The organism is Lentzea sp. JNUCC 0626 (genome assembly GCF_043632865.1).
GTDB lineage: Bacteria > Actinomycetota > Actinomycetes > Mycobacteriales > Pseudonocardiaceae > Lentzea.
Genome location: NZ_CP171635.1, coordinates 4615544 through 4637305 on the forward strand (window position 1 = coordinate 4615544; position 21762 = coordinate 4637305).

The following is a 21762-nucleotide window of genomic DNA, read 5'->3' on the forward strand; positions in this document are numbered from 1 at the left end:
AGTTTCCGTGAGCACCGAGACAGCGCCGCCGGCGCGAACAGGAGGGCCGGGGGTGACGAAGCCTCTGGACCGGGACGCCTGGGTCGAGTTGTACGACCGGCACGCCCGCGATCTGCACCGCTACCTGGCGCTGCGGATGGACGTCGCGATCGCGGACGATCTGGTGTCCGAGACGTTCCTCATCGCCTGGGAACGCCGTCAGAGCTTCGACCCGGCCCGCGCGAGCGTGAAGGCGTGGTTGTTCGGGATCGGGACGAACCTGCTGCGCCAGCACGTGCGTTCCGAGGGCAGGCGGCTGCGGGCCTGGGCGCGCGATCACGGGAGGCGGACGGTGGCCGATCACGTCGACGACCGCACGGCGTCGGTCGTGGACGCGAAGTCGCTGATGAGCGACCTGGGCGAGGTGCTCGCCGACCTGCGGCCCGAGGAACGCGACGTGCTGCTGATGATCGCGTGGGGCGACCTGAGCGCGGCCGAGGTCGCCGAGGTGACCGAGACGCCGGTCGCGACCGTGCGGACCAGGCTGTTCCGGGCGCGGGCCAAGCTGCGGGCGAAGATCAACGGACAGGAGGGTGACGACGATGCGTGAGATCCGTCAGGTCGAGGACGAGACCGTGAAGTGGGCGATGTCGGACGTCGCCCCGATGAGCGACGAGGCGTTCGACCGGGGCCGGGCCGCCCTGCTCGCCCGGATCGACGAGGACACGGCGGCCGATCCGGGTTCCGAACTGGTGTCCGGCAACGTCGTGCCGCTGGCGCCGCGACGCAGGCGGCGCATCCCCGTGGTGGCCGCGGCCGCCGCGATGGTGGTGCTCGCGGGCGCCGCCCTGCTCGCGCCCTCGCTGGTGTCACGGGTGAACGGCCCGAGCGTGGGCAGCGCGGCGGCGGCCGACCTGCTGAACAAGGCGGCGAACCTCACCGGTGACGCGAAGCTGCGGCCGGACCAGTACCTGCTCGTGCAGCAGGACGCGCGCTGGTCGATGACCGAGTACGAGCACGACTGGATGTTCCTGCAGGACCAGAAGCTCCAGACGTGGATCCCGGCCGACCGCAACGGCCCGTGGCTCTACAAGCGCGAGCAGGCGAGCGGCCGCCAGTGGCTCATCGGGTCCGAGAGCGACCTCCCGCCGGACCTGAAGACGCCGTTCGACGGGGCGAGCGAGTACCGCTCCGACGGCGGCCCGGCGTTGCGCGACAAGGTGAAGGTCAGCTTTCGCGACCCGTCGCCCGAGTACCTCACCACGCTGCCGGCCGACCCGAAGGAGCTGTACCTCAAGCTCCGCGACGAGGCGCAGGGCAACGAGGGCCTGGTCTTCCTGCAGATGGTCAACGACGGCCTCGACACCGGCGCGTACCCCGCGCACGTGCGGGCCGCGGTCTACCAGGCGCTGAGCTACCTGCCGGGGCTGGAGATCGTCGAGAAGGCGGCCGTGCTCGACGGCCGGACGGGCACCGCGCTGGGCGTCACCGAGAAGGAGACGACCGAGCAGATCGTGATCGACCAGACGACCGGCGAGTACCTCGGGTCGCGCACGGTGCTGGCGAAGGACGCGTGGGGCCTGAAGCAGGGCCAGGTCATCGGCACGACGTCGGTGACGACCAAGGTCGTGGCGGGGATGGGACTCGCCTCCTGAACCCGGCGCGTTGTGACAGGGGATTCGGGGTCTCCTGTCACAACGCGGCGGGCTGTCCGGTCTTCCTTGGCATGAGCCACGAACACCACGACCACCACCTGGACAACCCCGACAAGAGCGGTCCGCCGCCCGCCATCGAGGTGATCGGCACCGTCCCGGGCGCGCCGCAGATCCCCGACGGTGCCGAGGCGATGACGATTCTCGTGACCCTGCCGCCGGCCAGCCCCGGTGCGCCACCGCACCGGCATTCCGGGCCCGCGTACGGATACGTGGTGAAGGGCGCGATCGTCTTCGAACTGGAGGGCGAGCCGGAACGGGTCGTGCGCGCGGGCGGGACGTTCTGGGAGCCGGGTGGTGACGTCATCCACTACCAGGACGGAAACGCCCTGAAGGACGAGGAGTCCCAGTTCGTCGTCACGATGTTCTGCGCGCCCGGTCAGCCGATGCTGACGGTCGTGGAGGCGGACGAACTGGAGGCGCGCAAGCACCTCAGGGCGCCACGGCCGTGAAGGCGTCGTTGACCGAGTTGGCGCGCGGTCAGGTCGAACGGGCTCGTGCGGCGTCGAGCGGGCGCAGCGCCTCGACCGTCCACGGTGGACACGAGCGGGCGTTGCGGCAGACCGTGATGGCGTTGCGGGGCGGCGAGCACCTGCACGAGCACGAGCATCCCGGTGAGGTGACCGTGCAGGTGCTGCTGGGCCGGGTGCGGCTGGTGGCGGGCGCCGACTCGTGGGAGGCGGCACCCGGCGACCTGCTGACGTTGCCCGACCGGCGGCATCGGGTGGAGGCGCTGGAGGACAGCGCGTTCCTGTTCACCACGGCGTTGCGGCTGCCGTGAGCAGGAGGAGGGGCGGGGTGATCCCCGCCCCTGCGTCCGTCACTCCACCAGCTTGCCCGCCGTGTCCACCTCCCGCATCAGGGCCGCGATCTCCTGCGGCACCGGGGGAATCTCCTCGCGCTCGACCTGGCCGGGACCGGCCCAGACGAGGTTGACCTGCTGCGCCGGGTCCATGTCCGGGTAGTCCGACCTGTTGTGGCAGCCGCGTGTCTCGCGGCGTTCGAGGGCGCACTCCAGGGTGGCGCGGGCGGACAGCGCCGACGACAGCAGGTCGAAGGCGTGCGCGAGGTCCTGGTACCCCGCCAGGTCGGGGTGCACGCCGATGTCGGCGATGCGGGCTTCCAGGTCGTCGAGTTCGGCGAGTCCCTTGCGCAGCCCCGCTTCGTCGCGGACGACACCCGCGTGCTCGGTCATCGTGTTGCGCAGGGCCCGTTGCAGGGCGCGGACGTTCTCCTGGCCGTCGGCGGCGAGCAGTCCGTCCACTTCGGACCTGGCCTCGGCGATGGCGGCCTGCGAACGACGTTGTGCGGTCAGGCCGGCGGAGTACTCGGCCGCCGACTCGCCGACGATCCGGCCGTAGACGAGGAGTTCGATGAGCGAGTTGCCACCGAGACGGTTGGCGCCGTGCAGGCCGCTGGACGCCTCGCCGATCGCGTAGAGGCCCTCGACGCCGGTGGAGTGGTCCTCCGGTGCGACCCAGACGCCGCCCATCGAGTAGTGCGCGGTGGGCGCGATCTCCATCGGTTCCCGGGTGATGTCCTTCATCTGGAGCTCCAGCAGGGTCTGGTAGACCCTGGGCAGGCGCTGCATGATCTGCTCGCGCGGCAGGTGCGAGACGTCGAGCCACACGCCGCCGTTCGGGGTGCCGCGGCCTTCCTTGATCTCGGTGTACGCGGCGAGCGCGACCCTGTCCCGGGTGGACAGTTCCATGCGTTGTGGGTCGTAGCGGGCCATGAAGCGTTCGCCGGCGGCGTTGGTGAGGACGCCGCCCTCACCGCGCGCGGCCTCGGAGACGAGCGTGCCCGCCGCGTTCTCCGGTTCGAGCAGGCCGGACGGGTGGAACTGGACGAGTTCGGGGTCGCGGATCCTGCCGCCCGCGAGCACCGCGAGCCGGAACGAGTCGCCGGTGTTCTCGTCGCGGCGGCTCGACGTGCGGCGCCAGATGCGGGTGTGTCCGCCGGCGGCGAGGATCACCGCGTCGGCGTGGAAGAGGTAGCGCTTGCCGGTGTTGAGGTCGAACCCGTACGCGCCGAACACCACGTTGTCCTGCACCAGGATCCGCGTGACGTAGCAGGAGTCGAGGATCGGGATGTCGAGCTGCGCGGCGCGGTTGACCAGGGTGCGCTGGATCTCCAGGCCCGTGTAGTCGCCCGCGAACGACGTGCGGCGGAACGTGTGCGCGCCGAAGAACCGTTGCGAGATGCGGCCGTCGTCCTCGCGGGCGAACGGCATGCCGTAGCGCTCCAGGTCGGCGATCCCGCGCGGCGCCTGCTCCGCCACGGTCCGCACGATCTCGGGGTTGGCGAGGAGATAGCTCTCCTTGATGGTGTCGGCCGCGTGCTGTTGCCAGGTGTCGGCGGGGTCCATCGTGGCGAGTGCCGCGTTGATGCCGCCCGCGGCGAGAGCGGTGTGCGCGTCCGACTTGGGACGCTTGCCGAGGACCGTCACGTCGACGCCTCGTTCGGCGAGTTCGATGGCGGCGCGCAACCCCGCGCCTCCCGTGCCGATCACCAAAACCGATGTGGCTACCTGGTGTTCCGTCATCGCGGCCTCCGTTGCCCGTGTCTTCCAATAAATAGGACCGGGCAGCGTCGGAGCTTGTGACTGTTAGCTGCGTGACAGTGCGTTCGTCGCCACACGACTAGTGTGAGCAGTGTGTTCGTGAAGCTTTGTGGTCTGCGCAACGAGTCCGATGTCGCCGTCGCCGTGGAAGCCGGGGCGGACGCCGTCGGTTTCGTGCTGACGAGCAGCCCCCGCCAGATCGAGGTCGACCTCGCCGCGCGACTCGTGGCGGAGGTGCCGCCGAACGTCCTCACCGTCGCCGTGGTGCGCGGTGTCACCGCCGCCGAGGGTGGTGAGTTGGCTTTGAAGACGGGCGTGCGCGCGTTGCAGCTGCACGGCGACTACCCGCGCGAGGCGTTCGACGAGCTGGCCGACCTGCCGTTCGACCTGGTGCGGGCGACGGCGCTCGGGCCGTCGACGGACGTGCGGACCGGGGCGTTCGGGGAGCGCTGGCTGCTGATCGACTCGCCGGTCGCCGGGTCGGGTGAGCAGTGGGACATCACCCGGCTCGCCGAGAACCCGCCTGCCGGGGAGTGGCTGCTGGCGGGCGGGTTGGCGCCGGAGACGGTGGCCGGGGCGATCAGCGTCGCGCGGCCGTGGGGTGTGGACGTGTCGAGCGGCATCGAGTCGAGCCGCGGGGTGAAGGACCACGGGCGGATGCGCGCGTTCGTCGCCGCCGCACGGGGTCAGGACAGCGCCTAGGCGCTGTCCTGCAAGTCTCGTCGGGCGTCCGTGGCGGCCGAGGGACCCGGAGACGGCACCGCCGCAAAGCCCGAATACGCCCGGTATGAGGGCATTGCGGCGGCACCGTCTCCGGGTCGCTCGCCCGCACCTGCCACCTGACGAACTTGCAGGACAGCGCCTAGACGACGCGTTCGCCCGCCCGGAAGACCGCACGCACGTCCAGCAGGGCTTGGAGGTCCTCCAAGGGGTTGCCTCCCACCGCCAGCAGGTCGGCGTCGTGACCGGGGGCGAGCCTGCCCTTGCGGTGGCCGATGCCGCACGCGTCCGCCGCCACGCTGGTCGCGGATGCGAGGGCGCCGGCAGGCGTGAACCCGAGCAGCTCCCCGAACTCGATCACGCCGTGCGGCAGCGAGTCGAACCGCTTGAACGGGCCGATGCCCGCGTCCGAGGAGCACACGAGCTTGACGCCTCGTTCGCGCATGCGGGCGAAGTTCTCCCGCAACGTCAGGCTCACCGGGGTGGCGGGCTCGGCGGTCGGACGGCGTGCGGAGGTCGTGCTGACGTAGATCCCCGCGCGCACGATGGCGTCCACGGTGTCCCAGTCGACCGCGAGGCCGCCGGGCGCGAGGAAGAAGGCGTGTTCGATCGAGTCGACACCCGCCTCCACCGCCGCCTTGATGCCCGACGTGGCGTGCGCGTGCACGGTGACCGGGATGCCCGCCGCGTGGGCGATCTCCACGCCCGCACGCAGTTCCTCGGTCGTGTACTGCTGGTCGAACGGCGACGAGCCCGGCGTGATCGAACCGCCGGTGGCCATGATCTTGACGACGTCGACGCCGTGCTCGACCCGTTCGGTGACGGCCGCGCGCACGCCCTCGATGCCGTCCGCCTCGCCGCCGAGGAACCAGCAGTGCCCGCCCGTCGTCGTCACCGGCGGGCCCGCGACCAGGACTTCCGGACCCGCGTCCCGCACCCGCGAGGTCAGGTAGCCGCGGTCGCCGAGGTCCCGCACCATCGTGATGCCTGCTTGGAGCGCCTCCAAGGCGTTGGCGCGGATGCGGGCGAGCACCACGTCGTCCGGATCGGTCTGGTCGGTCGCCACGCCGAACGGGTCGAACGCGAGGTGCACGTGCGCGTCGACCAGCCCCGGCATCAGCGTGACGTCCCCGAGGTCGGTCACCGGCACGTCGCCCGGCCCGCCCGCGACGATCTTGCCGTTCTCGACGACGATCACCGGTTCGCCCGGGACCTCCCGTTCGCCGTCGAAGGTCCGCGCTGCCCGAAAAGCCTGTTTCATCGTTGTCCCCCAACGGTTTCAGGGGACCCAGGTTAGGCGGCGACGTAGCCGGGGACGTCCTCGACCCGGTCGTAGACCGGCAGGCCGCGTTCGCGCGCGATCCGCACGTCCTCGTCCGCGCCGGTCGACTCCCCCGGCAGCCTCAGCACGGCCTCGCAGTGCCGCAGCAGGCGTTCGGCGGTCGGGTACATGATCTCCGCCGCCACCGGGTCGGTCACCGACGTGCCCCCGGCGCCGCGCAGCACGGGCAACGCCACCCACTCGCCGATCATCGGCACGTGCCCGCTGCGGAAGAGCGGCCACGCCGCCTCTTCCAGGGCGGCCAGGTTGCGTGCCATCAGGTCGGGGTCGTCCCCGGTGCCGGAGCGGTAGGGGCCTGCGATCAGAATCAGCATGCGACCGACCATAATGTGCAAGACTCGGCAAAAACAAGGAGAAACGTGCATGCTGGCCGCCCAACGCCGTGACTTGCTGCTCGAACGACTGCGCACCGACGGCCGGATCGTCGCCAAGGACCTCGCCGCCGAAGTGGGCATTTCCGAGGACACGATCCGTCGTGACCTGCGCGATCTCGCAGCAGCAGGGCTGTGCCAACGCGTCTATGGCGGCGCACTGCCCGCATCCCCCGCCATCGCCGACTACGCGACGCGTCAGGGCGTGCAGGTCGATGGCAAGCAACGGGTCGCACGCGCGGCAGCGGCATTGGTCGAGCCCGGCAGCACCGTGATCCTCGACGGCGGCACGACGACCCTTGCCGTCGTGCGCGCGCTACCGCTCGACCTGCGCGCAACGGTCGTCACGCACAGTCCGACGATCGCGAGCGCGTTGGAAGAGCACGAGAACGTGGACGTCTACGTGGTCGGCGGCAGGCTCTTCAAGCACTCGATGGTCGCATGCGGTGCCGCCGCCGTGGAGGCCGCACGGGGCGTGCACGCCGACCTCTTCTTTCTCGGCGTCACGGGCGTGCACCCCGATGCGGGCCTCACGACCGGCGACGCCGACGAGGCCGCGATGAAACGCGCGCTCGCCCACCAGGCCGCGGACACCTACGTGCTGGCGAGCTCCGAGAAGATCGGCACGGCGTCGCGGTTCACCGTCCTGCCGTTCGCGGACATCGCGGGCGTGATCACCGACGCCGACAACGACGTCGTGCGCGCGCTGGAGGTCCCGGTGATCAGCTGCTGATCCGCAGGAACCCCTTGGGAGAACCGTACTTCACGCCGCACTGCGTCAACGCCAGCACGCCGGGCCCCTCGACGTCGCCCTCGAAGTAGCGGGGGTTCACCGACAGCGCCTCGGCCACGTCGGTCGCGTAGATGTCCTCGAGTTCGTCGTTCTCGTCGCTGAGGTCGTGCGGCAGGCACCAGCCCTCCTCGACCTCGTGCGACCCGATCTGCTCGTTTTCCTTGAAGGCGTCGTAGTACCGGAGGACCTCGCCGCCTTCGGCGATGCACCACGACGTCCAGCCGTCGCCACAGCTCTCGCCGTAGTAGTGCGCCTCACCGAACACGGCGCTCAGCACCGCGCAGATCTCCGTCACCGGGCGGGTGCCGTGCTCGAACGGCTCGCCGAACACGAGCGTCCAGCCGTCCCACGAGCCCGTGACGTAGACGCGCGAGCAGCGGGCGTGTTCGTTGCCGCTGCCCCACGCGTGGTGGTCGTTGTTCCACGCGTCGGCGCCCAGCACCCTGGTCACCGGCACCGGGTCGGTCAAGCCGCACACGCCGAGCACGGCCGCCTGGTCCTCGGTCTTGATCGCGTACCAGCCACCGCAGAGGTGCATCTCATCGGTGTCGTACTTGCTGTCTTCGATCTTGTACTGGATGAACCGGTCGATGACGCGGCGGTCCTCCGGCAGGAACGCGTCGGGTCCGGCGACCTCGGCGATGCCGGCCAACGCACCGCGCCGCAACGCCCCACGAGCCGTGCGGCGGGTCTCCTGCAGCAGCGGCAACACCTCCGGCCCCATGGTGCTGAACGCCCACATCGCTTCCTGCCGCACGTGGTGGTCCTCGTCGGCGAGCAGCGGCAGCAGGTCGGCCGCGCGCTGGAAGGCCTCCTCGCCGCGGAACTGGGCCGCCGCCTTGCGACGGATGCCGTGGTGCTCGTGCCTGAGCAGGCCGGGGTAGAGCTCGGTGGCATCGACCAGCGAGAACACCCGGTAGCCCTGCCGGATGACGTCGCTGTCCTCCGACGTGGTGATCAGGTCCACCAGCTCGCCGAACGTCGTGATCCCCTGCTCGCGCACGAAGTCCTCGATCTCGGGCTTCCAGTGGTCTGAGCTCAAGCGGTCGATCAGCACCCGGATCTCCATGGCGCGGCAGGCTACCCGCTGGTCCGAAGTGGACTCTCCCTTGGCCCGGATGGCCGAGACCTTGACTCACGACGGCGTACCGGCCAGGCTGCGAACCGTGACGAGCCTGGCTGAGGAGCACGTCAAACCGGCGGTGCGCTGGAGCATCGGCCACGCCCTGCCGCGCGCGATCCTGCGCCTCGCGGCCCGCCGCGGCGACCTGCAGGGCCGCATCACCGTCGAGGCCACCACCGGCGCCGACCTGACCGGACTCTTCGACGAGATCCGCGCCCGCGGCCCGTTGGCGCGAACCAAAGTCGGCCACACCACCACGCGACACGAGATCGTGAAGGCGGTCCTGGCCGACGACGCGTTCGTGACGGCCCGGCCGCGCTTCGGCGCCGGCCTCCTCGGCAAGCTCGCCGCGTGGTCCGCCACGGACGTCATGCACCCGGTCCAACCACCGTCGCTGCTGGCCGTCGAACCACCCGCGCACACCCGCTACCGCAAGCTCGTCACCCGCGTCTTCACCGCGCGAGCCGTCGAACAGCTGCGCGTCCGCACCCAGGAGATCGCCGACGACCTGCTGGACGGCCTCGACCCGGACAACCCGGTCGACCTGATCGAGACCTACTGCGGCCTGCTGCCGGTCACGGTCATCAGCGAGATCCTCGGCGTGCCCCCGCAGGAACGGTCGACCGTCCTCGCCCTCGGCGCGGCGGCGGCCCCGAGCCTCGACCTGGGCCTGTCGTGGCGGGTGTTCCGCAACGTCGAGTCGACGCTCACCTCGTTCGACGCCTGGCTCTCCCGACACCTCGACGCCCTGCGCGCGAACCCCGGCGACAACCTGCTGAGCCGCCTGATCACCGCCCGCGAGGACGGCGTGGGCCTCACCGAACGCGAGCTGAAGGCCACCGCCGGACTCGTGCTCGCGGCCGGGTTCGAGACGACCGTGAACCTGCTCGGCAACGGAATCTCGTTGCTCACCAAGCATCCCGAACAACTCGCGGCGCTTCGGGCCGACCCGGCGCTGTGGAGCAACGCCGTCGACGAGGTCCTGCGTTACGACCCGCCGGTGCTTTTGACCGGCCGCATGTGCGCGAAGGACACGACAGTCGCCGGAGTACCGGTCCAGCGCGGCCAGCTCGTCACGACCGTGCTCGCAGGCGCGAACCGCGACCCGTCCGTCTTCGCGGACCCGCACCGGTTCGACGTGACCCGACCGAACGCGCGCGACCACGTGTCGTTCGGCGCCGGACGGCACTACTGCCTGGGCGCCCAGCTCGCGCGGATGGAGGGCGAGATCGGGCTGCGGACGATCTTCGAACGGTTCCCGGGCCTCGCCCCGCTGCCCGGCGCGCGCCGGCGCCCGACCCGCATCCTGCGCGGCTTCGAACGCCTGCCGACGAGTCTCACTACGATCGGTGGGTGAGCACAGACTCGGCCGGACGGATCCTCGACGCCGTCCTCACCCTGTTGTCCCGGCACGGCATCGGCGGCGTCAGCATGCGGGCCGTGGCACGGGAGGCGGGCGTCGCACTCGGCCTCGTCAACTACCACTACGCCGACAAGACGGGCCTGATCGCCGCAGCCCTGCGCCGCATCGAGGAGCAGGACATCGCACTGGTGGAACCGGATCCCGACCTGCCGGCAGGCGAACGGCTGCGGATCGCACTGCGCAGGGTGGCCGATCCGGAGTTCCTGACGACCGAGTACCTGTCGCTGCGGTTGCAGCTGTGGTCGCTCGCGCAGGCCGCCGAGGAGTTCGAGCGGATCAACACCGAGGCGCAGGGCCGGTACCGGTCCGGGCTGGCCCGGCTGATCCGGGCGGCCCGGCCGGACCTGTCCCGGTACGAGTGCGCGAAACGGGCGGCGGACATCGACGTGATCCAGAACGGCCTGTGGCTGACGGCGTTGCTCGGCCTCGACCGCGCCGCGCTGCGCCGGGCCGTGAAGTTGTGCGAGGACATCGCGCTCGCGTGAACCTTGAACGATCGTTCAAACAGCTCTACCTTGTGAGGCATGAAGGTCACGGCTGAGGACGTTCATCGCATCGCCACCGGATACCACACCGACCCCGCGCGCTCGATGTCGTTGCGCGCCGAGGCCTACGTCGATCCCGCGTGGTCCGCGTTCGAGGACCGCGCCGTCTTCTCCCGGACGTGGCAATGGATCTGCCACGTCGAGCAGCTCGCCGCACCGGGCAGCTACACGGCGTCCACCGTGGCCGGCATGCCGATCGTGGTGGTGCGTGACCGTTCCGGCGAACTGCGCGCGTTCTACAACGTGTGCAAGCACCGCGCGCACGAACTCCTGAGCGGCTCGGGCGTCACGCGCAACATCGTGTGCCCGTACCACGCGTGGACGTACGACCTGAACGGCGGCCTGAAGGCAGCGCGCCGGGCCGACCGCATGGAGACGTTCGACAAGTCCGAGGTGTGCCTCGACCAGGTGCAGGTGGAGGAGTTCGGCGGGTTCGTCTACGTCAACCTCGACCCGGCCGCCGAGAAACTCGCCGAGCAGGCACCGGACCTGGCGGCGGAGGTCGACTTCTGGGCTCCGGACGTCGCTGGACTCACCCACGCCAAGAGGCTCAGCTACACGATCGACTCGAACTGGAAGAACGTCGTCGACAACTTCCTGGAGTGCTACCACTGCCACATCGCGCACCCGGAGTTCGTGGACCTGGTCGACATGGGCACGTACGACGTGCAGACGCACGGCATCTGGTCGAGCCACTTCGCCGAGGCGGGCAAGCAGGCCAACAGCGCCTACGACGTGTCCGGCGCGACGGTGAACCAGCACGCGGTGTGGTGGCTCTGGCCCAACACCTGCCTGCTGCGCTACCCCGGCCGGGCGAACTTCATGGTGCTCCAGATCCTGCCGGACGGCCCGGAACGCAGCCGCGAGACGTGGGACTTCTACTTCGACACCACCGACCTGACCGCCGCCGAACTGGACGGCGTCCGGTACATCGACGAGGTGTTGCAGGTGCAGGACATCGCCATCGTGGAGAGCGTCCAACGGGGAATGCGCACGCCCGCGTTCGAGCAGGGGCGGATCGTCTACGACCCGGCGGGCACCGGGTTGTCCGAGCACGGCGTGCACCACTTCCACGGCCTGCTGCTCGACGCCTACCGCGCAGGCCTCACGTGAGGTAGCTCGACGTCAATGGCGTGCTGACGCAGGGGAGGCCAGCACCTGCTCACCGACATGGACCGGCAGCATCTCGATCCGGTCCAGCACGGCCATCGGGTCAGTGCGTCTGCTCGATGTACACGATCACCTTGCGCCACAACGCGTCGAAGAAATCCTCGGCCGTCAGCAGCGCGCCGCCCGTGCCCTGCAGACCGTCGGTGAACCTCAGCCTGGCCTCCTCGTGCTGCCTGTCCCACTCCGCGGTGGCCCAGCCGTTCATTCCGCCACCCCGGTACGCGGGAGCGCCGTACCCCACCGCGAGCTGGTCCTGCCCGAAGGTGTCGTGGAACCAGACCTTCAGCCCGTACACGGACGCTCCGTGCTTCTCGACGCGAACCTCCACCACGTGGTCGGGAGTCCGCACCCGGCAGGTGTAGCCGTACTGTTCCAGTGCACCCGCGTGCGCCTGAAATCGTTCGCCGACAACGGAGAGCGCGTTCTCCAGAGTCTCGTAGGGGCTGTAGCTGCCCGGCGCGATCCGCGGCAGCAGGATGCCCGACGGACGCTCGGAAGGGGCCGGGGCGGCGGCAGCGGGCACGGTGCTGCGGACGCGTTCGGCGGTGATCTTCGCGAGTTCCTCGACCGACCAGTCGTCCGCGCGCAGGTGTGAGGTCGCCGAACTCAACAGCTGCTCGGGCACCTTCACGTCCCCCACCAGGATCGGCAGGATGTACGCGTCGTCGCGGAGCTCGATCGACCAGGCGAGCGCGGCGTTGTACTCGTCCATCGGGTACGCGCCACCGAGGTAGTCCCGCGAGAAGAACGGCACGACATACCTCGCGATGCCCTGCCCGTAGATCTTGCGGAACTCGACGATGAAGTTGCGTCCCCACATTTGGACCAAGACGTTCTTGTCGTAGAAGACGCTCAGTCCGAGAGCCTCGCAGGCCCGCACGTAATTCTCTGCCAGGGTGCGCTGCGCGCCTGAGAACGACACAGCGACGTCATAGGTTTCGCGATCGGGCATCAGTACCTCGTCGACCTTCCGAGTGAACAACGACCGGTCCGCCAAGCATTCCACACGCCGATTTCCAGAACGTGCACGACTCGTTTGGCCACCACTTCGCCCGCCAGCGAAATTCAGCATCGCCAAGAATACGTCCCGGACCTGCGGAAATAGGCCGACAAACGATCTCGCTCAGGCCTGGACCAGGCGGTTCTTCGCCGGTGACCACTAGTCGTGTCCAGTATGAACGCCACAAGACAAATACTGGACGATTTCTGGACAACGTCCAGACCCACCCCGGCACACCTGTAACGGCAGCTTCCACGTTCCGATGTCCACAGCGCGTTCGACAAGTCGCCGTGAAATCGCCAGAGATAAGCGGCACTCAATAGTCCGGAGCCGTTGTCGACGGCTGCGCGAACAACAGGAGGAAGCAATGACCGTAATGCTCACCAAGGGTGGCAACGTCTCTCTCACGAAGCAGGCCCCCGGTCTCACCGCGGTCCTCGTCGGGCTCGGCTGGGACGCGCGGTCGACCAGCGGCGTGGACTTCGACCTCGACGCGAGCGCGCTGATGTGCAACGCCTCCGGCAAGGTCATGTCCGACGCCCACTTCATCTTCTTCAACAACCTGAAGAGCCCCGAGGGGTCCGTCGAGCACACCGGCGACAACCTGACCGGCGAGGGGGACGGCGACGACGAGTCGCTGAAGGTCGACCTCGCCGGGGTTCCCGCCGACTGCGAGAAGATCGTGTTCGCCGTGTCCATTCACGACGCCGCGGCGCGGTCGCAGTCGTTCGGGCAGGTGAGCAACGCGTTCATCCGGGTGGTCAACCAGGACGGTGGCGCGGAGATCACCCGTTACGACCTGAGCGAGGACGCCTCCACCGAGACGGCGATGCTCTTCGGCGAACTGTACCGCGCGAACGGTGAGTGGAAGTTCCGCGCCGTCGGCCAGGGCTACGCCTCCGGCCTGTCCGGCATCGCCCGCGACTACGGCGTGAACGTGGCCTGACGGTCCTTTCCGGTCCCGCGCACGAAGGTGATGGGCCGCTCCGGCGGACAGCCGGTCCGGCCCACCCTCATCCCGACGGAGAAACCCATGTGGCTCAGGACGTTCGGCGGCTCGCTCGCCGTCACCGCCGTCGGACTCGTCGGCGCCTACCTCTACGCCGGCCCGGCGGGCCTCGCCCTCGCCGCGATCCTCGGTGTGCTGGAACTGACGCTCTCGTTCGACAACGCGGTCGTGAACGCGACGGTGCTCAAGACGATGAGCGCCTTCTGGCAGAAGCTCTTCCTGACGGTCGGCATTCTGATCGCCGTCTTCGGCATGCGGCTGGCGTTCCCGTTGCTCGTGGTCGGCGTGACCGCCGGCCTCTCCCCCACCTCGGCGATCTCGCTCGCCATGGAGGGTGGTGACCCGCACACGCCGGGAACGTACGGATACATCCTGCACGACGCGCATCCCGCGATCGCCGCGTTCGGCGGCATCTTCCTGCTGACCCTGTTCTGCGACTTCATCTTCGAACGGCGCGAGATCACCTGGATGGGCTGGGTGGAACGGCCGCTCGCGCGAATCGGGCAGCTCGAACAGCTCTCTATCGCGGTGTCACTGCTCGTGATCGCCGTGGCCGCGCTGGAGTTCGCGCCGGAGGGCAAGTCGACGACGGTCGTGGTGTCCGGCGTGTTCGGCTTGCTCACCTACGTGCTCGTGAAGGCGTTGAGCTCCAGGTTCGACCCGGACAAGCACGGCGGCGGCAGCACGCTGAAGGTCAAGGTGGGCAAGGCCGCCTTCATGTCCTTCCTGTACCTGGAGGTCCTCGACGCGACGTTCAGCTTCGACGGGGTCGTGGGCGCCTTCGCCATCACGTCCGACCCGATCATCATCGCGATCGGTCTCGGGCTGATCGGTGCCATGTTCGTGCGCTCGCTGACCGTCTTCCTGGTCCGGCAACGGACTCTGGAGGAGTACGTGTACCTGGAGCACGGCGCTCACTGGGCGATCGGCGCGCTCGCCGTGCTCCTGCTGGGCACCATCAAGTTCGAGATCCCCGAACTGGTGACCGGGCTCATCGGGATCAGCTTCATCCTGCTCGCGTTCGTCTCCTCGGTCGTCCGCAACAGACGTGCCACAGCGGCCGACCGCTCACTGGAAAACGCAGGAACCTGAGGTGTGTCATGGCAATCGACTACACGAAACGGCCCGCAGGAGGGTCCACCGGAACCGTCCTGCTCACCAAGTCCAAGCCGAACGTCTCTCTGCACAAGCAGACCACGGGCGTGCTGCGGGTCAACCTGAACTGGAACGCCCGCCCGGCGCCCAAAAGCGCGGGAGGACTCCTGCGCCAGTGGCTCGCCCCGTCCGACATCGACCTCGACCTCGGCTGCCTCTACGAGTTCACCGACGGCTCCAAGGGCGTCGTCCAGGCACTCGGGAACTCCTTCACCGCGAGCCCTGAAGGCGTGCGGGACAAGGTCATCTGGCTCGACGGGGACGACCGCTCCGGCACCAGCACGGCAGGCGAGAACCTGTTCGTGGACCTCGCCCACGCCGCCCGCATCCGCCGGATGATCGTGTTCAGCTTCATCTACGACGGCGTGCCCAACTGGGCGGCCGCCGACGGTGTCGTGACCCTGCACCCCGCAACAGGTCCCGCCATCGAGGTCCGGCTCGACGAACCTCGCGACAACGCCCGGATGTGCGCGGTCGCCATGATCGAGCAGTCGGGCACGGGAAGTCTCACCGTACGCCGCGAAGTCCGCTACCTCGACGGCGGCCAGCAGCGGCTGGACCAGGAATACGGCTGGGGCCTGCGCTGGACGGCAGGTCGCAAGTAGCGAGCCGACCACTCCGACGAAAGGTTGTCCGGTATGAGCATCACCTTGACCAAGGGCCAGAAGGTCTCCCTGCAGAAGCAGAACGGCGGCACGCTCACGAACGTCCGCATGGGACTCGGCTGGGACGCCGTGAAGAAGAGAGGCCTGTTCGGCCTGCGCGACCAGAGCATCGACCTCGACGCCTCGGCACTGCTCTTCGACGGTGCCGGCAAGCTCGTCGACCAGGTCTGGTTCAATCAGCTCAGGAGCAAGAACGGGGCCGTCGTGCACACCGGTGACAACCGGACCGGCGCGGGCGACGGCGACGACGAGTCGATCCGGGTCGACCTCACCCAGGTGCCCACCGAGGTGAAGACGCTCGTGTTCACCGTGAACTCGTTCACCGGCCAGGACTTCTCGCAGATCGAGAACGCGTTCTGCCGCCTGGTGGACGAAGCGGGTGGTGGCGCCGAGGTCGCCAAGTACAGCCTCTCGGGCTCCGGCAGGCACAACGCCCAGATCATGGCCAAGGTGTCACGAGAGGGGGCCGGCTGGTCGATGACCGCGCTCGGCATCCCCACCTCGGGACGCACCTTCCACGACATGCTGCCCGCGATCAGCGGTGCGCTCTGACCCGGTGGGCGGAGAGCCACGACAACGGTTCTCCGCCCACCGGGCGAGCAAGAGCACGAACCCACACCGATTCGTGGACGGTCGATTGGCCACGGCGCCGGGAATTTGACGGATTTCTGTCATTTTTTCGCCTGGCTTGTGTCGTGCGTCCGCGGGCAAGGTGGTGAGACGACGAGGGAGGTGACAACCGATGACCGCAGCACGACCGCGGATCTTCCTGAGCTACTCGTGGGCGGACGAGGCGGCTGTCGACGTCATCGAGAGCGGCCTGAAGGCCCACGGGATCGACGTGTTCAGGGACCGCGACATCCACGTGTTCGACCCGATCACCGACAACCTGCGCCAAGAACTCGACGGGTCTCACCTGCTCGTGGCGTTCTACTCCCGCCGCTACCCGACGCGCTACGCGTGCCAGTGGGAACTCACCAGGGCGTTCCTGTCCGCCCTGCACAACGGTGAGCGGCCGACGGACCGGATCGTGGTGGTCAACCCGGAGGGCGACGACCGGCACATCTCGCCGATCGAGTTCACCGACGCCGCCTACCAGCCGTGGCGGCACGACTCCGACGTGGACGCGCTGGCGAAGTCCGTCCTGGACAAGGCAAATCGGCTCACTGCCGTGATGGGCGGTGTACCGGACGCCTCCGCCGGCGAGTTCCACGAACGTCTCCGCCATCCGCGGCGCTTCGTCGGCCGCTACCCCGCCCTGTGGGACGTGCACAGCGCCTTGCAGGGCAACGACCACTTCGCCTCGAAGTCGCCGACGGCCCACTCCGTCGCCTTGGTCAAGGCCCCGGCCGGCATGGGCAAGACGGCCCTCGCCGAGCAGTACGGGTTCCTGTTCCGCGACGCCTACCCCGGTGGGCAGGAGTGGACCGGGCTCGGCGACCTGGCCGGAGCCGATCCCGACGGCGTTCGCGCGCGCTGGGCGGCGGAACTCAACCGCGTGACGCGCAAACGCTTCGGGACAGGCCTCGACGGACTGGACCTGCGGCAGGCCCTGGACACGCTCGGGGAGAAGATCACCGAGGTCGCGCAGGACGTCCTGTGGGTGATCGACGACATCCCGGACGGATTGCCCACCGACGTCCTCGACGACCTGATCATCCCGTCACCGTTCGTCAGGACCGTCCTCACCGGTCGCACGGCGACACCGGACTGGCCGGTGGCCACCGTGTCCCTCGACGGGCTGACCCAGGTCGAGGTGGAAGGGCTGTTCTCCGCGCGATGGCCGGACCTGGCCGACGACGAACGAGCTGCGGTCGCCGCACTGGCCGAGCGGTCGCACGGTCATCCGCTGATCATCACGGCCGCCGTCAAGTCGCTGCGCAGTGGCCAGGGAACCGGTGCGCTGCACCGGCTTCTGGAGGACGCGGGACCGTCCGGTTCGGTGGTCGGCGCGCTCGCGCCGATCGTCCGGGCCCGCACCCAGCACGCTCGCGTGGTGCTCGGCTTCGCCTCTTTGCTCGCCAGGGCACCGTTCGGCGGTGACCTGCTGGTGGAGGGCCTGTCCACGCTGCTGGGCGAGCGGACCCCCGTACTCGTGGCCGAGGCGCTCGACGAACTCGACGCGCACTGCCTGCTGCACCGCGTCCACCACGGTGACGGCCTTCACCGGCAGCTGTGGCAACTGCACGCTCTGGTGGCCGACGCGGCCCGGCAGGACCTCGACCACTCCTTGCTCGGCACCCTGGCGCAGCAGGCGTCCGGTGTCGTGCTGGCCAAGCTGAAGACGAAGTCCGCCGACATGAACGCCCATGCGGCGAAGATCGCCGAACATCCGGACGTGCGCGCGAGTACGCGGCTCGAACTGCTCCGCACGGTCGCGGACGTGTACGAGGAGCACGGAGATCTTCTCGCGGCGCGAGCAGCGCGGTTCGCGGCCGTGCGTGCCGGTGGCGATCGACCGCCGGCACGGGACCTGCTCGCCGCCGCCCGGCTCGCGGTGGAAACCGGTGACGCACAAGAGGTTCTCCGTCTCACCGAGGGACTGTTCGAGGGGTTCGACGGCCACACCGAGTACCGAGCCCGCTTCCTGGCAGCGTGCGCACACGACCTGAGAGGCGACATCGGCAGGGCCGACGAGGTCTTCCACGAGCAGGAACTCGTGGGGCAGTTCGGTTTCGCGCCCGTCTGGATGCCGGAGGAGGAACGCGGCCACACCGTCCTGATGCGGATGGCCGCACTGCGCCGGCGCGGCCGTTACAAGGAGGCGTACGAGGGGATCACGGGGCTGTGGACGGACCTGCGCGCCGAACATCCGACCGGCATCCACACAGGTCCTTGGCCGCGGGTGGCCATCGAGGCGGCCCGGCTCCAGCTCCTCACGGGCAAGGTGATCGAGTCGAGGGCGACGGCGGACCAGGTCGTCCGCGTGCTCGGCGAAGCCGGCCTGCCGCGGCACCACCTGGCCAGGGAGGCCGTCGCGGTCCAGGCAGAGGGCGAGCTCGTCCTCGCGTGGTCGGAACGGAAGGCACGGCCCCAGGAATGGCAGCTGGCCACGAAGAAGGTGGCCAGAGCGCTCGCGGAGTCCGCCGACTGGTTCGGCGAGGACAACCCGCTGACGCTGGAGCTCCAGGTCCTGCACGGGTTGACGTTGCACAACAACTCACGCCCGGCCGACGCCCTGGAGGTGCTCATCGAGGCCGAGCAGCGGATCCACGCCTCGCTCGGTCCACGGCATCCGCTGGCCATGCGCGTCAGGCTCTACATCGGCCTGGCCACGGCGAACAAGGATGACTGGGCAGGGGCCAGGAAGATCTACGAGAACCTGCTCCCCCTGCACGCCGAGGTCCTCGGCCGGAGGCATCCCGAGGCTCAGCTGACCCGGTTCCAGCTGGGTGTGTGCCTCCTCAAGGCGCACGAACTGGATCGGGCGCGCACGCTCATCGACGAGGCCGCGCCGGTGCTGGTCGCACAGCACGGAGTCTGGCAGCAGTGGGCGTCGATGGCGCGGGTCGCCCAGGGGTTGCTCCGGCTGCCCGGACCGCTGCTGCGTCTCGCCGGCACCATCGAGAGCCTCACCCGCAGGACCGCGGGCTGAACCCGGTCCACCCGTTTCCCGGACGTCGCGGAAACGGCAGTTGAAAACGGGTTTCCCGGTTTCCCGGATTTTTGTTCAACAGGAAACCGGTTCCTCCGCACCCAGGCCGGATCGCACGATTTGCACATCGATGCGAAACACCTCGCGAGGACATGAGACCCGACTCGACTGAAGGGACCTGTCATGCACACACACTTCATCATCGTCGTGCTGAGCACCCTGCTCGGCTGATCAGGAAAAGCGGGCCTGCGGGTCTCCGCCCGCAGGCCGCTGTACCGGTCCGTGGTGGTAACCGAGAGCGACAGGGCATGGTGGAATTGGGACCCGAACTCAGGCGCAGACGCGAGTCGGCCGGCTACTCGCTGGACAAGATGGCCAAACTGGTGCACTTCACCAAGGGTTATCTGAGCAAGGTCGAAACCGGCAGGACCCAGGCGAACCGGGAGCTCGCCGCCGCCTACGACAAGGTGCTGGAGGCAGACGGCGAACTCATCGCCATCGCCGAGGTCCAGCCGGTGCGGCGCAAGCCTCGCGGCATGATGGGCCTGCCCGCGCACACACGACACTTCGTCGGACGCGGCCCTGAACTCACCGCGCTGGGCGCCGTGCTCGGCGAGCGCCAGAACATCAAGGTCGCCGTCGTCAGCGGGATGGCGGGGTCGGGCAAGACCTCGCTCGCCGTGGCAGCGGCACGAGCGGCCGCGGACTCGTTCCCGGACGGGTGCATCCTGTTCGACCTGCGTGGTCACAGCCCCGGCATGCACGCGCAGGCACCCGCGGAAACGGCCTACCACCTGCTGCGCTCCCTGGACGTCCCGCACGACCTCATCCCGGCGGACGCGGACGGCCGCACCAACCTGTTGCGCGACACGCTGCGCAACCGGGACGTGCTGGTCGTGCTGGACAACGTCCGGCACGCCGACCAGGTACGACCGCTGCTGCCGGCCGAGGGCCGCAGCCGGGTGATCATCACCAGCCGGTGGCGGCTGCCGTCGCTGGACGACGCCTGGCACATCGACCTCGACGCGCTCGCGCCCGCCGAGGCGTTGCGCCTGTTCCAGTCGCTCCTGCAGGGCACGTCCACCGTCGACGACCAGGACGCGGCCGCGATCGTCGCGCACTGCGGGCACCTGCCACTGGCGATCAGGATCGCCGCGGCCAGGATCCTGCGGGGCGGCTGGAGCGCCCGGCGGTTCCTGCGGCGGCTGGCAGACAGCTCGACCAAGCTCGCGCACCTCGAGGAGACCGAGCGCGGGGTCAGCGCCGCACTCGCCGTCACCTGCGACCTCCTGCCCCCTGAACAGCGCGAACTGCTCGGGCTGATGGCGAACCACCCCAGCGGCAGCATGCCGGTGCCGTCGGTCCAGGCCGTCGCGGGACTCGGTCCCGGTGACACCGACCTGCTGCTCGACGGCCTGCACGAGGCCCACCTGGTGTCGAGGTCCGAGGACGAGCAGGTTCGCCTGCACGATCTCGTGCACACGTACGCCATCCAGTACGTGCGTCCGGCGGAAGAGGTGTCGCGCCCGGCGTTCGACCGGCTCGTCGATCACTACCTGGCCGCCGCGATCGCCGCCGACGAACTGCGCGAACCGGAGCGGCGTCGCCCGGAGACCGAGGCGTCGCTGCACTCCGAGCCGCCGTTCGAGGGTTCTTCCGGCGCACTGGCCTGGATGCGGTCGCAGTGGCCGACGCTGGTCCGCCTGACCGACCTGCTCGCGGACGAGCGCTGCTGGCAGCTCGCTCTCGCGGTGAGGGGCTTCTTCTTCCAGGAGAAGCTGTACGACTCGTGGATCCACATGCACCTGGCCGCGCTCGGCACCGCGTCGGGGAATCCGGCCGCCACGGCCAAGCTGCTCAACGGGATCGGCATGGCCCGGCTGGAATCGGGCCAGGTGGCCGCGTCCGTCGACTGCCACGAGCGGGCGCTCGCGTCGTTCGTCGAGGCGGGGGACGAAGCCGGCGCGATCGACGCCTCGGCGAGCCTGGCCTGGGCGCGGATGCACCAGAACGAGCCCGCCACGGCGCTGGAGGGGCTCACCGCCGCTCTCTCCGCGTACCGGCAGGCCGGACGAGACCGCAACGTCGTCATCACCCTGCGCGGCATGGCGTTTGCGCTGACCTGCCTCGGCAGGCTCGACGAGGCCCGGACGCACGCCCTGGAGGCCCGCCGGTCGGCCTCGACGTCCATCGACGTGATCAGGGGCATCGCCTGCGTCGCCTGGGTCGAGTACCGCGCGGGTGCGACCGGCCGGGCACGGGAGCTCTACGCCGAAGCGGCCGACCTCGCCGAGCTCGCGGAGAACGGCTACGAGCGCGCACGTGCGCTGACAGGTCTCGGCAACCTGGCCGAACAGGCGGGCGACCACGACGAGGCCGCCGTCTGGTGGACGCAGGCGGCCGAGCACTACACGCACCTCATCCCGGCGATCGTGTGGGAGGCGCGGGCACGCGAAGAACTGACCGCGGAGTGACATTCGAAGATCAGCCGGAATTTCACCTCGCATCACGCCGCACATTCTGTCCACTGTTTGTCCATTTCCACTCCTTGTGACACGACCCAATAAACTCGTTCTTTCCTTCGTAACGTCCGGCGA

At 69.3% G+C, this 21762-nt stretch carries 20 protein-coding genes; 15 read left to right on the top strand and 5 right to left on the bottom strand.

Translation table 11 applies throughout. The annotated features are described in order from the left end of the window. Positions 1-52 precede the first annotated feature (52 nt). The 4 genes from JNUCC0626_RS20295 to JNUCC0626_RS20310 all read left to right on the top strand — a co-directional run bounded on the left by JNUCC0626_RS20295 (position 53) and on the right by JNUCC0626_RS20310 (position 2472). Entirely contained in the window at positions 53-589 is a 537-nt protein-coding gene (locus JNUCC0626_RS20295; protein ID WP_394621348.1) for an RNA polymerase sigma factor, read from the top strand. Continuing rightward, positions 582-1634, top strand: a complete 1053-nt coding sequence (locus tag JNUCC0626_RS20300) for a CU044_5270 family protein (protein ID WP_394621349.1) — start codon at positions 582-584, stop codon at positions 1632-1634. Before JNUCC0626_RS20295 ends, JNUCC0626_RS20300 begins: the two co-directional genes overlap by 8 nt. A 71-nt stretch (positions 1635-1705) precedes the next feature. Further along, entirely contained in the window at positions 1706-2143 is a 438-nt protein-coding gene (locus JNUCC0626_RS20305; protein WP_394621350.1) for a cupin domain-containing protein, read from the top strand. Next, entirely contained in the window at positions 2140-2472 is a 333-nt protein-coding gene (locus tag JNUCC0626_RS20310; RefSeq protein WP_394621351.1) for a LuxR family transcriptional regulator, read from the top strand. The genes JNUCC0626_RS20305 and JNUCC0626_RS20310 overlap by 4 nt, the downstream gene beginning before the upstream one ends. 39 nt (positions 2473-2511) lie before the next feature. On the opposite strand, the gene JNUCC0626_RS20315 is transcribed toward JNUCC0626_RS20310, so the two are convergent. Next, positions 2512-4236 carry an L-aspartate oxidase gene (locus JNUCC0626_RS20315; RefSeq protein WP_394621352.1) on the bottom strand — a complete coding sequence of 575 codons (1725 nt, stop codon included), beginning with the start codon at positions 4234-4236 and terminating at the stop codon, positions 2512-2514. A gap of 117 nt (positions 4237-4353) precedes the next feature. Between JNUCC0626_RS20315 and JNUCC0626_RS20320 the strand changes: the two genes are divergently transcribed. After that, positions 4354-4956, top strand: coding sequence for a phosphoribosylanthranilate isomerase (locus tag JNUCC0626_RS20320; protein WP_394621353.1), 603 nt, complete (start codon positions 4354-4356; stop codon positions 4954-4956). A 160-nt stretch (positions 4957-5116) separates the two neighbouring features. On the opposite strand, the gene JNUCC0626_RS20325 is transcribed toward JNUCC0626_RS20320, so the two are convergent. Together JNUCC0626_RS20325 and JNUCC0626_RS20330 are read right to left on the bottom strand one after the other, a co-directional pair. Continuing rightward, positions 5117-6235 (bottom strand): metal-dependent hydrolase family protein, encoded by a 1119-nt coding sequence (locus tag JNUCC0626_RS20325; RefSeq protein ID WP_394621354.1) that lies wholly within the window; start codon positions 6233-6235, stop codon positions 5117-5119. 32 nt (positions 6236-6267) lie between these two features. Next, positions 6268-6630: a DUF4406 domain-containing protein gene (locus JNUCC0626_RS20330; RefSeq protein WP_394621355.1), complete on the bottom strand. Its 363-nt coding sequence runs from the start codon at positions 6628-6630 to the stop codon at positions 6268-6270. A gap of 49 nt (positions 6631-6679) precedes the next feature. Between JNUCC0626_RS20330 and JNUCC0626_RS20335 the strand changes: the two genes are divergently transcribed. Beyond that, positions 6680-7420, top strand: a complete 741-nt coding sequence (locus JNUCC0626_RS20335; protein WP_394621356.1) for a DeoR/GlpR family DNA-binding transcription regulator — start codon at positions 6680-6682, stop codon at positions 7418-7420. Here JNUCC0626_RS20335 and JNUCC0626_RS20340 read toward each other — a convergent pair. Continuing rightward, positions 7410-8549, bottom strand: coding sequence for a HEAT repeat domain-containing protein (locus JNUCC0626_RS20340; RefSeq protein WP_394621357.1), 1140 nt, complete (start codon positions 8547-8549; stop codon positions 7410-7412). The genes JNUCC0626_RS20335 and JNUCC0626_RS20340 overlap by 11 nt on opposite strands. A 49-nt stretch (positions 8550-8598) precedes the next feature. Between JNUCC0626_RS20340 and JNUCC0626_RS20345 the strand changes: the two genes are divergently transcribed. Genes JNUCC0626_RS20345 through JNUCC0626_RS20355 form a run of 3 tightly spaced genes read left to right on the top strand, consistent with a single transcriptional unit; the run spans position 8599 to position 11684 of the window. Beyond that, the gene (locus JNUCC0626_RS20345) at positions 8599-9960 is read left to right on the top strand and encodes a cytochrome P450 (protein WP_394621358.1); all 1362 of its coding nucleotides are present in this window, start codon (positions 8599-8601) and stop codon (positions 9958-9960) included. Beyond that, positions 9957-10511: a TetR/AcrR family transcriptional regulator gene (locus JNUCC0626_RS20350; RefSeq protein ID WP_394621359.1), complete on the top strand. Its 555-nt coding sequence runs from the start codon at positions 9957-9959 to the stop codon at positions 10509-10511. The genes JNUCC0626_RS20345 and JNUCC0626_RS20350 overlap by 4 nt, the downstream gene beginning before the upstream one ends. A 39-nt stretch (positions 10512-10550) precedes the next feature. Continuing rightward, positions 10551-11684 (top strand): aromatic ring-hydroxylating oxygenase subunit alpha, encoded by a 1134-nt coding sequence (locus tag JNUCC0626_RS20355; protein WP_394621360.1) that lies wholly within the window; start codon positions 10551-10553, stop codon positions 11682-11684. A gap of 100 nt (positions 11685-11784) precedes the next feature. Here JNUCC0626_RS20355 and JNUCC0626_RS20360 read toward each other — a convergent pair whose 3' ends face one another. Then, positions 11785-12693: a TIR domain-containing protein gene (locus JNUCC0626_RS20360; RefSeq protein ID WP_394621361.1), complete on the bottom strand. Its 909-nt coding sequence runs from the start codon at positions 12691-12693 to the stop codon at positions 11785-11787. A 415-nt stretch (positions 12694-13108) separates the two neighbouring features. On the opposite strand from JNUCC0626_RS20360, the gene JNUCC0626_RS20365 reads away from it, so the two are divergent. The 6 genes from JNUCC0626_RS20365 to JNUCC0626_RS20390 all read left to right on the top strand — a co-directional run bounded on the left by JNUCC0626_RS20365 (position 13109) and on the right by JNUCC0626_RS20390 (position 21639). Next, positions 13109-13687 (top strand): TerD family protein, encoded by a 579-nt coding sequence (locus JNUCC0626_RS20365; protein WP_394621362.1) that lies wholly within the window; start codon positions 13109-13111, stop codon positions 13685-13687. Positions 13688-13774: 87 nt separating this feature from the next. Then, complete coding sequence (locus JNUCC0626_RS20370) at positions 13775-14842, top strand: DUF475 domain-containing protein (RefSeq protein ID WP_394621363.1); 1068 nt, start codon at positions 13775-13777, stop codon at positions 14840-14842. Positions 14843-14850: 8 nt separating this feature from the next. Then, on the top strand, positions 14851-15510 hold the full coding sequence (locus tag JNUCC0626_RS20375) for a TerD family protein (protein WP_394621364.1): 660 nt from the start codon (positions 14851-14853) through the stop codon (positions 15508-15510). A gap of 33 nt (positions 15511-15543) precedes the next feature. Next, the gene (locus JNUCC0626_RS20380) at positions 15544-16122 is read left to right on the top strand and encodes a TerD family protein (protein ID WP_394621365.1); all 579 of its coding nucleotides are present in this window, start codon (positions 15544-15546) and stop codon (positions 16120-16122) included. Between the two features lie 190 nt (positions 16123-16312). After that, the gene (locus JNUCC0626_RS20385) at positions 16313-19165 is read left to right on the top strand and encodes a tetratricopeptide repeat protein (RefSeq protein ID WP_394621366.1); all 2853 of its coding nucleotides are present in this window, start codon (positions 16313-16315) and stop codon (positions 19163-19165) included. A 308-nt stretch (positions 19166-19473) separates the two neighbouring features. Further along, the gene (locus JNUCC0626_RS20390; protein WP_394621367.1) at positions 19474-21639 is read left to right on the top strand and encodes a helix-turn-helix domain-containing protein; all 2166 of its coding nucleotides are present in this window, start codon (positions 19474-19476) and stop codon (positions 21637-21639) included. Positions 21640-21762: the final 123 nt, after the last annotated feature.

What these genes read in the sequence shown, in the direction of transcription:
- JNUCC0626_RS20365 (WP_394621362.1), top strand. Translation starts at nt 13,109, where the DNA reads ATGACCGTAATGCTCACCAAGGGTGGCAACGTCTCTCTCACGAAGCAG.
- JNUCC0626_RS20305 (WP_394621350.1), top strand. Translation starts at nt 1,706, where the DNA reads ATGAGCCACGAACACCACGACCACCACCTGGACAACCCCGACAAGAGC.
- JNUCC0626_RS20355 (WP_394621360.1), top strand. Translation starts at nt 10,551, where the DNA reads ATGAAGGTCACGGCTGAGGACGTTCATCGCATCGCCACCGGATACCAC.
- JNUCC0626_RS20360 (WP_394621361.1), bottom strand. Translation starts at nt 12,693, where the DNA reads ATGCCCGATCGCGAAACCTATGACGTCGCTGTGTCGTTCTCAGGCGCG.
- JNUCC0626_RS20325 (WP_394621354.1), bottom strand. Translation starts at nt 6,235, where the DNA reads ATGAAACAGGCTTTTCGGGCAGCGCGGACCTTCGACGGCGAACGGGAG.
- JNUCC0626_RS20385 (WP_394621366.1), top strand. Translation starts at nt 16,313, where the DNA reads ATGACCGCAGCACGACCGCGGATCTTCCTGAGCTACTCGTGGGCGGAC.
- JNUCC0626_RS20300 (WP_394621349.1), top strand. Translation starts at nt 582, where the DNA reads ATGCGTGAGATCCGTCAGGTCGAGGACGAGACCGTGAAGTGGGCGATG.
- JNUCC0626_RS20335 (WP_394621356.1), top strand. Translation starts at nt 6,680, where the DNA reads ATGCTGGCCGCCCAACGCCGTGACTTGCTGCTCGAACGACTGCGCACC.
- JNUCC0626_RS20370 (WP_394621363.1), top strand. Translation starts at nt 13,775, where the DNA reads ATGTGGCTCAGGACGTTCGGCGGCTCGCTCGCCGTCACCGCCGTCGGA.
- JNUCC0626_RS20315 (WP_394621352.1), bottom strand. Translation starts at nt 4,236, where the DNA reads ATGACGGAACACCAGGTAGCCACATCGGTTTTGGTGATCGGCACGGGA.
- JNUCC0626_RS20380 (WP_394621365.1), top strand. Translation starts at nt 15,544, where the DNA reads ATGAGCATCACCTTGACCAAGGGCCAGAAGGTCTCCCTGCAGAAGCAG.
- JNUCC0626_RS20330 (WP_394621355.1), bottom strand. Translation starts at nt 6,630, where the DNA reads ATGCTGATTCTGATCGCAGGCCCCTACCGCTCCGGCACCGGGGACGAC.
- JNUCC0626_RS20340 (WP_394621357.1), bottom strand. Translation starts at nt 8,549, where the DNA reads ATGGAGATCCGGGTGCTGATCGACCGCTTGAGCTCAGACCACTGGAAG.
- JNUCC0626_RS20375 (WP_394621364.1), top strand. Translation starts at nt 14,851, where the DNA reads ATGGCAATCGACTACACGAAACGGCCCGCAGGAGGGTCCACCGGAACC.
- JNUCC0626_RS20345 (WP_394621358.1), top strand. Translation starts at nt 8,599, where the DNA reads ATGGCCGAGACCTTGACTCACGACGGCGTACCGGCCAGGCTGCGAACC.
- JNUCC0626_RS20390 (WP_394621367.1), top strand. Translation starts at nt 19,474, where the DNA reads ATGGTGGAATTGGGACCCGAACTCAGGCGCAGACGCGAGTCGGCCGGC.